This window comes from Maribacter sp. 4G9 (genome assembly GCF_002742265.1).
Lineage (GTDB): Bacteria > Bacteroidota > Bacteroidia > Flavobacteriales > Flavobacteriaceae > Maribacter.
The window spans coordinates 21835-31927 of record NZ_MDGL01000164.1 but is presented as its reverse complement, the minus strand read 5'-3'; the positions used below and the strand labels follow the sequence as shown (position 1 = coordinate 31927).

The 10093-nt window shown below is 42.1% G+C and carries 7 protein-coding genes and 1 pseudogene; 3 read left to right on the top strand and 5 right to left on the bottom strand.

Annotated features, from left to right (window positions below):
* Positions 1–185: 185 nt before the first annotated feature.
* The 3 genes and pseudogenes from BFP75_RS17105 to BFP75_RS17100 all read left to right on the top strand — a co-directional run.
* Positions 186–945: pseudogene (locus BFP75_RS17105) on the top strand (ATP-binding protein); the annotation flags it as partial.
* Positions 927–1220: a winged helix-turn-helix domain-containing protein gene (locus BFP75_RS22760; protein ID WP_410504095.1), complete on the top strand. Its 294-nt coding sequence runs from the start codon at positions 927–929 to the stop codon at positions 1218–1220. The pseudogene BFP75_RS17105 and the gene BFP75_RS22760, both read left to right, overlap by 19 nt.
* A complete protein-coding gene (locus BFP75_RS17100) occupies positions 1213–4365 on the top strand; it encodes a type I restriction endonuclease subunit R (protein WP_099546566.1) in 3153 nt (1050 codons plus the stop codon). Before BFP75_RS22760 ends, BFP75_RS17100 begins: the two co-directional genes overlap by 8 nt.
* Before the next feature lie 493 nt (positions 4366–4858).
* Here the strand turns inward: BFP75_RS17100 and BFP75_RS17095 are convergent, their stop codons facing one another.
* The 5 genes from BFP75_RS17095 to BFP75_RS17075 all read right to left on the bottom strand — a co-directional run bounded on the left by BFP75_RS17095 (position 4859) and on the right by BFP75_RS17075 (position 9989).
* Positions 4859–6073, bottom strand: a complete 1215-nt coding sequence (locus BFP75_RS17095; protein WP_099546565.1) for a site-specific integrase — start codon at positions 6071–6073, stop codon at positions 4859–4861.
* A gap of 105 nt (positions 6074–6178) precedes the next feature.
* Positions 6179–7831, bottom strand: coding sequence for a recombinase family protein (locus BFP75_RS17090; protein WP_099546564.1), 1653 nt, complete (start codon positions 7829–7831; stop codon positions 6179–6181).
* Positions 7832–7942: 111 nt separating this feature from the next.
* Positions 7943–8773 carry a Fic family protein gene (locus tag BFP75_RS17085; RefSeq protein WP_099546563.1) on the bottom strand — a complete coding sequence of 277 codons (831 nt, stop codon included), beginning with the start codon at positions 8771–8773 and terminating at the stop codon, positions 7943–7945.
* Between the two features lie 142 nt (positions 8774–8915).
* Entirely contained in the window at positions 8916–9731 is an 816-nt protein-coding gene (locus tag BFP75_RS17080; RefSeq protein ID WP_099546562.1) for a Fic family protein, read from the bottom strand.
* A gap of 60 nt (positions 9732–9791) precedes the next feature.
* Positions 9792–9989 carry a hypothetical protein gene (locus BFP75_RS17075; RefSeq protein ID WP_099546561.1) on the bottom strand — a complete coding sequence of 66 codons (198 nt, stop codon included), beginning with the start codon at positions 9987–9989 and terminating at the stop codon, positions 9792–9794.
* Between the last annotated feature and the right edge of the window lie 104 nt (positions 9990–10093).

Genomic DNA, 10093 nt, shown 5'->3' with positions numbered 1-10093 from the left:
TTTCGCATGTCTATCTGCTTGTTCGCCATGGTGCTTTTTAACAAAAAAAGCACTTAGACTTTTTACAGATAGATCTAATCTAAAGGTGGGTCACTTTGGCCCGGCGGGAGTGGGTCACTTTCCTCCGGCCAGCTATGGTCACTTTAACCCGGCGAGGGTGGTATACTATGTCCGGCGTTTCCAGTATGACCGAAAAAGGATGTTTTCTACGTATCGGCACGGCCGCCGAACCGATGCCCCAAAAAATGATAGAGGAATTGTTCGCTTCCCGCACCCGCAATTCCATTGGTAAAATAAAGGCGAACAGGCAAGATTTAAGTTTTGAACAACTGCGTATCTATTATCAGGAAAAACAAAAACCGCTCAACAAGCAGTTTCAAAAGAATTTAGAACTCGTTACGCCACAAGGCGATTTAAACTATGCGGCCTACCTCTTGGCAGATGAAAATAACGTGTCGGTAAAAGTTGCCAAATACAAAGGCGATACACGGGTAGATTTGACCGAGAGCAACGAGTATGGCTATGTCTCGTTAATAAAAGCGACTAAAAATGTATTGGATAAAATCGCCATTGAAAACCGGACCATCACAGAGATAACGGCCAAAGAGCGTAAAGAAACACGCCTTTGGAACACTATTGCCTTACGGGAAGCGATTATCAATGCCTTTGTGCATAACGATTATACACGTGAGGTAGCTCCTAAATTTGAGATTTTTAAAGATAGAATTGAAATTACGTCTGCGGGTTCGTTGCCCGAGGGATTGAGTAAGAACGAGTTTTTCGATGGCTTTTCCATTCCGCGCAACAAAGAACTCATGCGGATTTTTAAAGATTTGGATCTTGTGGAACAACTGGGTTCGGGCATCCCAAGAATATTGGAATCGTACAGTAAAGCGTGTTTTCATTTTTCCGATAATTTCCTTAGAATGGTATTCCCATCTGCGGCACCTGTTGATGAAGCCGCACAAGAGAAGCCAAAAGATAGGTTGGTAGATGAGTTGGTAAATAGGTTGGTAAATGGGTTGGTAGAAAGTCAACAGAAAATCGTTCGCTTGATTAATGATAATCCTAAAATCAGTAAAAGGGAAATGTCGGAAACCATTGGTATCAGCACAACGGCAATAGACAACAATATAAATTCCCTAAAGGAAAAAAATATTTTGGAACGAGTGGGCGGTACAAGGGGCCATTGGCAAATAAATAGCGAACCAAATGGGTAAGAAGTTTACCGAAGCACAATTAGAAGCCGTATTTGCGACCCAACTGGAACAGGAAGGGTATCCGCACCATTTGGGCAATGCCATATTAAGGGACGAGGACGAAGTACTAATTGAAGAAGACCTGCGCCATTTCCTTTTACAACAGTATCATGAAGAAGGGATAACCGAAACGGAGGTGCAATCCATCATACTTCGATTAAAGACCTTGCCATCTTCCGACCTTTATGAAAGCAACAAAATCGTAATGCGAATGCTTTCGGATGGATTTCCCCTGAAACGGGAAGACCGTACCCAAAAAGACATCTGGATCTACTTGATCGACTATTCCGAAGCCAACGAGAATAAATATAAATTCGTAAATCAACTGGAAATCGTAGGCACGGAACGCCGCATTCCCGATGGCATCATTTACGTAAACGGAATGCCCTTGGTAGTCTTTGAATTTAAGACCGCCATTCAGGAAAACACGACCATTTACGATGCATACATACAACTGACTGTCCGTTACCAGCGAGATATTCCAGAGCTTTTCAAATACAATGCTTTTTGCGTTATTAGTGATGGTGTAAATACCAAGGCCGGTTCATTTTTTGCACCCTATGAATTTTATTATGCCTGGCGCAGAATTGCGGGTCTGGCCAAAGACGTTGATGGCATAGACAGTATGTTTACGCTCGTACAGGGCATGCTCCACCACAACCGACTGCGCGATATTGTTCGCAATTTTATTTATTTGCCCGACGCTTCAAAGAGAGATGAAAAAATAGTTTGCCGTTATCCGCAGTATTATGCGGCGCGGGCTTTGTACGATAGTATCAAAAAAGCACAAAAACCGGAAGGGGATGGTAAAGGTGGCACCTATTTTGGTGCTACGGGATGTGGCAAAAGTTTTACCATGCTTTTTTTGGTGCGCTTATTAATGAAAAGCGAGTATTTTGAAAGTCCTACTATTGTCTTGATTACAGATCGCACCGATTTGGACGACCAGCTATCGGGTCAATTTACCAATGCCAAAACCTATATCGGCGACAACACCATAACCAGCGTAGAAAGCCGTGCAGATCTAAGGGAACAATTGCAAGGCCGTGAAAGTGGCGGTGTATTCTTGACCACCATCCACAAATTTACCGAAGACACCGAACTGTTGACCCAACGGAACAACGTAATCTGCATTTCCGATGAGGCACACCGCAGTCAGACCAATCTCGACCAAAAAATAAAAGTAACCGCTGACGGGGTTCAAAAGACTTTTGGTTTTGCCAAATACTTGCACGATTCATTGCCAAATGCTACCTATGTAGGCTTTACCGGAACACCCATTGATGCCACTTTGGATGTCTTCGGCAAGGTTGTGGATGAATATACCATGACGGAATCGGTGAAAGATGAAATTACCGTCCGTATTGTCTATGAAGGAAGGGCTGCAAAAGTTGCACTTCAAAATAATGAATTGTATAAAATTGAGGAATATTACAGGGCAGTTGCGGAAGAAGAGGGTGCAAATGAATACCAAGTAGAGGAAAGCAAAAAGCAGTCGGCCAGTATGAACGCCATTTTGGGCGACCCCGATCGTTTGCAGGCCATTGCGGAAGATTTTGTTATCCATTATGAAAAGCGTGTCAACGAGGGTGCTACCGTAAAGGGAAAAGCGATGGTAGTTTGCAGCAGTCGGGAGATAGCGTATGCCTTTTATAAAAATGTTGTCGAACTAAGACCCGAATGGGCGGCCATCAAAGTAGCGGAGGAAGGAGCATCATTGACCGATAAGGAAAAACGGGAAATCAAACCCATGGCGCGCATCAAAATGATCATGACCCGGGGAAAGGACGATCCCAAGGAAATGTATGATCTATTGGGCACCAAAGAATACCGAAAAGAACTGGACAGGCAGTTTAAAAATGAGAAATCCAACTTTAAAATAGCTATTGTAGTGGATATGTGGCTCACGGGATTCGACGTTCCCTTTTTGGATAGCATCTATATCGATAAGCCAATTCAGCAACACAACTTAATCCAGACCATTTCACGGGTCAACCGAAAGTTTAAAGGAAAGAACAAGGGATTGGTCGTTGATTACATCGGCATCAAAAAACAAATGAATCTGGCCTTGGCTCAATACAACAAAGGGGAAAGGCAGAATTTTGAAGATATCAGGGAATCCCTTGTGGTAGTTCGGAACCATCTAGATTTGCTGGATAAAATTTTCCATAAATTCGACAATAGCGGGTATTTTAACGGGATGTCTTTAGAGCAACTCAATACGCTCAATAGGGCGGTTGAGCATGTACAGCGCACCAAAGAAATCGAAACGCGGTTTATGGGATTGGTCAAAAGGCTCAAGGCTGCTTATGATATTTGTGCCGGAAGCGAGGAACTAATGCAAACGGAACGGGATTATGTCCATTTTTATCTGGCTGTCCGTTCCATTGTTTTTAAGCTTACCAAAGGAAATGCCCCCGACACCGCCCAAATGAACGCCAAAGTAAGGGAAATGATCAAAGATGCCCTTGCCAGCGATGGCGTTGAGGAAATTTATAAAATGGGCGATGAGGCCAGCGGTCAACAAGATCTTTTTGATGAAGCGTATTTGGCTAAAATCGATAAGATCAAACTCCCCAATACCAAAATAAAACTGCTACAACAGCTCTTGGCCAAAGTTATTGGCGAAATGCGAAAAGTCAACAAAGTAAAGGGGATTGACTTCTCAAAAAAGATGGAATCCTTGGTTGCCCGTTACAATGAACGCAAAGAAAACGATGTGCTGCGCAGTGAAGTTTATGAAGAAATGGCGGAGCAACTGACCAATCTGATTTGGGAAGTACAAAAAGAATTTTCAGCTGGAGATACATTGGGAATCGATTTCGAGGAAAAAGCATTCTACGATATTTTAAAAGAGCTGTGCATCAAATATGACTTTACCTATCCCGAAGAAAAGCTGATCGAACTGGCCAAAGCAGTAAAGGAACTTGTGGATTCACAAGCGAAATTCCCGGATTGGAGCAGAAGGAACGATATAAAGGCCGCCCTAAAAGTGGGATTGATACTATTGCTCGATGAACATGGCTACCCTCCTGTCGAGCGAGACGAAGTTTATACGGAAATTTTTGAACAGGCCGAGAATTTTAAGAGGAACAGAGCGGTTTAAGCTATAAAACAAGGATTTTTTAAATTTTTGCCATTTGTGGCATGGTGACAACCTAATCTACCACAAGAAATCCATTTGCAAAAAATTATACTAAACGTAGTTAATTGCAAACAAATATTTAAATATTTTGATAGGTGATTGCCTTAATCAACTTAAACGATTAAGCCGCCGGAACTACTATCACATTTTCGTTATCCGTATTGCAAAATTTTTTCAGCACCAAGTCCCGTTTGGATTTGCGTTCATTATTTTATGAGGTTCATTGACAATGAACAAACACTAATATTGAACAAGATTTAAGTGGCGAAACGATTTCTTAAACATAATACACTCCCTGTCAATAAGTGAAATCAACTTTTAATTAGCTCCTTCAGTTGCTCCCTCACTAGCTCCCTCAATTGCACCGTCACGAGTTCCGACAATTGCTCCGACATTTACGGTTAAGCTCCTCTATTTTTAAAGAGTAGCACAAGAAGCTACTTGAATTTTTGATTCATATCTCCAATCTTTCTTGATATTCATCCATAATATGGGTAGGCAGATTTTTGATATAAATTTCCGTTGTTTGAAGTTTACTGTGTCCAAGCATTTTACTGAGCGCATTTATGGGTACGTCATTTAGAATAAGATTGGTAGCCATCGAATGACGACTTACATAGCTTGTTAGTTTTTCTTCAATATCGCACAGTTCGGCTATTTCTTTCAAACGTTTGTTGTAACGCTTTCTTTCCCATTGTACATCATAGTATTGGTCTTGGGCATTCTCCCTTCGTACAATTGGGAAAATGAAATCTTTCTTTGTTTTGTCTTCTAAATAATAATTCAAGATAGACGATAATTGCCCTGTAATTTTGATGTCATATGGTCTAGCGGTCTTTTGCCTACGGTATTGAATTCTGCCGTCAATAATATTACCTACCTTTAAGAAAGCCATGTCGATAAACGAAATGCCGTTCATTAAATAGGAACACAGAAAATAATTACGGGTATGAAATAATGCGCTGTCGAATTCCAATTCTAAATCGAGAATACGTTTAATCTTATCCTTACTTATAGCCCTTTTTGCGGTAGGTTGCGACTTTATCTTATACTTCCTAAATGGATAGTTGTCGGCCGATACAATTTCCTGATGAATGGCTTTGTTGTAAATGGCCCTGATGGTACGCATATAGGTCGATAACCCATTTATGCTGTTTCCTTTCTTCAAATGTGCTGTTTCAAACTTTTTGAGATAGGCATAGTTCACTTCCTCGAACCGTAGGCTCTTCTTCCTGTGAAAATTCTTTAATGCCCCCAGAACACTTTTATAGGCCCTCGCATTGCCATATCGTTGGGCTTCCTCCATTTCATCAATGAGTTGTTGTGTATATTCGAAAAAGGAAACTTTTTTGGTCGTTTTGGTAAGGATGCGTTTTAAGTCAGTTATGCCCAGACTTTCCAACTGTTTGTTTTCTTCCAACAAATTAATGTCGTCCCTTAATTCGGTTTTCTTTTTGGTCAGCATATTGTTCAAACGAGGTACTGACGAAACACCTTTATAGGTTCTCTTGACTTCACGATTCTTCTCATTCCAGTATTCTGGCGGAACGGCAAATCCGGTTGAAATGGCAATGGTCTTTCGATGATGGCTCAATCTGAAAATAATCGGACACATGCCATCTTTTCTTTTTCGCCGAGTGTCAATGGAGAGTGTTATATTCGTCTTCATAAATTGAAGATACAAAAAATTTGCACTCAATTTGCACTCAAAATCGGGTATTATATGGTTTTATATGAATCCATATAATTTTTAAAACTTTGATTATCAGTACTTTTAAATATTTTTTAGAATACATGAAACCATAAATCCGTTGCCTTCTAAGCAGACGGTCAGAGGTTCGAATCCTCTCGCGATCACTAAAGGGGATTTTCTACAAATTGAGTGGAAGTCCCCTTTTTCTTTGCCCTTCAAATCCCCTGTAAACAAAGAGATTGCGCCAAAAATCTCATTGACCCGAAAAGTTCGAACTCGCTTGTTTTTGAAGTCATACCCAATCCCGTCGGGGAATACCATATATTGTATGGCCCTTTTGGTTTCCAAATCCCCTAACTTCCACAATGAAGGCAGGTTACAGGCGTAATGAAGTGCCAATTTCACGGACTTTTTGAGGTTCGAACTATTTATTTCCCCATTTTCCATTTTCACCTCCAGTTCCCTTTGTTCGGCTTTCAGTTCCGGCATAAAAAGGTCGTACTGGGACTTTGTGATCTCGTTCAGCAAGACATATCTTCTTTCCAATGTGTCCATCCGTTCTTTGAGCTGTTGAAGTTCTTTAGCCAATCGCTTCTGGTCTTGAAGTACCTCTTGGTTTTTATCGATCAAGGTATCGTGTATGATATCGGTCAAAGGTCCGATATACTTTTTGTCGGCCAGTGTAAACCTGCCCAATACGTTCAGGAACTCTTTATGGAGCTTATTGGCACTTCTGTTCTCCTTGCTGCCCTTACGTCTGTTCTTGTAATAGTAAAGGCCCTTTTTCTTGACTATATATCCAGTGTAGGGTGTTCCACAGACCGAAGATCTGACAAACATCTTCAATGGCAGGTTTTCGTCATCGAACGAATATTTCTTCGGCGGTTCACCTGCATGGAGGAGATTGTGGATCTTAAGGAACATTTCTTTCGATATGAGGGCCTCGTGTTTCCCCTGGATCACTTCACCCGGAATAAGACTGTTCACGATAAGCCCGCAATAGAACGGGTTCCTGAAAAGGTCCGTCAATCTTTTTGCATGTATGTCCAGGCCCTTGTCTTTAAGTCGTTTTGCAATCTCGACATGTGACATGTTGGAATTTGCCTTCCATAAAAAAGCCTGTTTGAGCAATCTTCCTTCCTCCGAGACCACAAAATTCGGGATCTTCCCTTTCCCGGGATTCGTATTGGTATATCCAAATGGATAGGCACCCGTCCAATGGCCCCTTCGCAGTTTTTCCCGCATTCCCGTAATGGATTTGTCCCTACGGACCTGGTTGTCGAAGTGGGAGAACATATGGTACAGGTTTTCCTGGAACGTACCGGCACTTGTGGTCACATCGATTTCTTGGGTGGCCGAAATAACGGCCACTCCCTGCTTTTTTAACTGTTCGCTGATATAGGCTCCGTTCGCACCCGTGCGCGAAAACCTGTCATAGGAATAGACGATGATATAGCCGATGTTCTTTCTCCTTTTGACATAGCTGAGCATCTTTTGGAACTCCCTGCGCTCATCGCTCTTTGCGGATTCATAGGTTCCCCCAAAATATTCCAATACCTCCAATTCTTTTCGAATTGCATATTCCTGACAATATTTTAGTTGGGTGCTGAGACTGGCATTGTTGTCAAATTGCTCCTTACTGGAAACTCGGGTGTAGATGACCGCCGTGTTGTTCTTTCCTATGATCCTTCCCTTTTCCTTTTTCGCAAATTGACTGAATACCTCTAAGTTCATATGCTCTCTTTTTGGACTATGTTATCAGTTTTTTAGGTTGTTCCAAGATTTCCTCGGTATTGCCCCTTGCCATGGACAATCATCAAGCCAAATCTGTTCATTTTCCACACTTCAGTATGAAATGCCCTTGTTACTCTTTCTTCCGTTTTTGATACCCAGGTTGAAATTCTTCGAAAGGTTTTTTTTTTGAGCTATTTCCTTTTGCATCCTTTTGATGGAGGTATCATAAAAGAAGTTGATTATCGGCAACATATTGTTGTGCTTCTCCGAAGCTTTGAGGGCATCGATATAGTTTTGCCTTTCCTCCTTCAAAATGATCACATGGGGATGTTTGAATTTCTCCAGAATAAAATTGGATATCAACCGGCCCACCCTTCCATTGCCATCGGGAAAGGGATGGCTGTAAATGAACATTTTATGGAATATGGCGCTCAACTCCAAAGGGGGCACTTTTTTGTCTCTAATCGCATCGTCAAAACTGGCCAAAAGCCTTGGCATGTTCGCTATGGCCCTTTTTGTATCACGAAATACGGTATCGCCGGCGGCCATTTGGGTCTTGGCATATTCCCCGGGCCTATGCCCTTTATATGGCAAAGTATTTTTGGTGGCTATTCTATGGATAGTTTTGACAAAGGATTCGTTCAATTCGGAACCATGGTTTTCCAGCATATGACCGTACGCATCGAAATGATCCATTATTTCGAAGGCCTCCAGTAAAGTCTTGTTGACAAGGTTAACGGCATATCCCTTTTCCTTAAGCTCCCTGGTATCGTCGACACTGAAGCTATTGCCCTCAATGCCACAACTATGGGCCGAGAACAGGATTTCATTGTATCTTTTGAAATCATCTGCATCAAAGGCCGATACGATGGTTTCATCGTATTCCTCCCTCAATGAATCGTATTCTTTTCTGATCGTTACAAACGGATCCTTTCCTTCCATCACTTATTCAAACTTTATGATATTAAGGCAATCCGTCAATGAAATGACAAGAATTGCCCTTGGGTCGTGGACTGCTCTTGGACTGCCCTTCAAATATCCAATAATTGTTTCCGGTACCCGTCCGATCATTGGTCATTTATATTCAAAAGATAAATGATATTCCACGGTCTTTTGATTTGGAACGTTTTTGCTCCTTGCTCAAAATCCCTATTTCCCGTTCAAAATATTTTTTTGCTTGATTTAACATAAAATTCCTGAATATTGAAATGTCCTCGCCTCTCCTTGTGTTTTCCAGGGCATCAAAATACTGTCTCCTGTCTTCCGGAAAAACTACCGTCATAGGGTGGTCATGAAAAAGTTGCACATAGTTCATCAATAATCTGGAGAGCCTTCCATTGCCATCGGCAAAGGGATGTATCGAGACCATCTGGAAATGGATGTCAAATGCAAGTAGGTTGCTGCCGACAAAGTCCTTTTTCCCATTGATGGTCGATGACAGTTCCCGCATTAGGCGATCGACCTCTCCGGGAACTTTGGCCTGATCCATAAAGATCCTATCCTCATTTCTGACAGTCGCCTTTCTGAAATCCCCTTTGGACGAATCAAAATCCCCGGCCATGGTCGATATCTTGGAGCCGGTCCCTTTCATTATGGTTGCCGATAGCTCCCGGATATCCTTGCTTTCAAGGATTTTATTGGATTCGGCCCACTCGATGATCAGCTTGAGGGCCTTGAGATGGTCCGTGGTCATTAGGGAGTGTTCCAATGGACGGTTGTTGGGCGTCAGGCCTTTGTCCAGCAAAATGAACGTTTCCTCCAATGAGAGGGTCGACCCTTCGATCACGGTGCTGTGATGGGTAATGGCATATTGGTTGAACTTGTCGTAGTCCAGAACGCCCTTGGACAGTTCCAGGTACCTCTCCTTTATATCGATCAGCTCTTTAAGGTCATTTCTCATGGCTCCATCTATTTTATGGCAATCTAATTTAAAACTTTATCCCTGTTCTTTGCAAAAAAGTCAAAAGCCTTTTTGATCGGTACGTTCATGCTCTGTTCTTTGGACATGCCCGCAGACTATATCGGCCAGTTGTTGGAGCTGTTCCACGATCTTTTCCGCTTCTTCCTCCGGGCAATCCTCAAAACCTTTATAAGTTCTGAGCCATGCACTGTTGAATGTTCTGTTTTTCCGCTTTAGCTCGATTATCGGGTTTGACATTTCCTATAAATGGCAATAGCTCCTGAATCTTGAAGGTCACTACCGTATTTGTAAAGCAGGCTTTAATTTACCTTTTTTAATCGATCCGGTCCCTTGTGGGACCA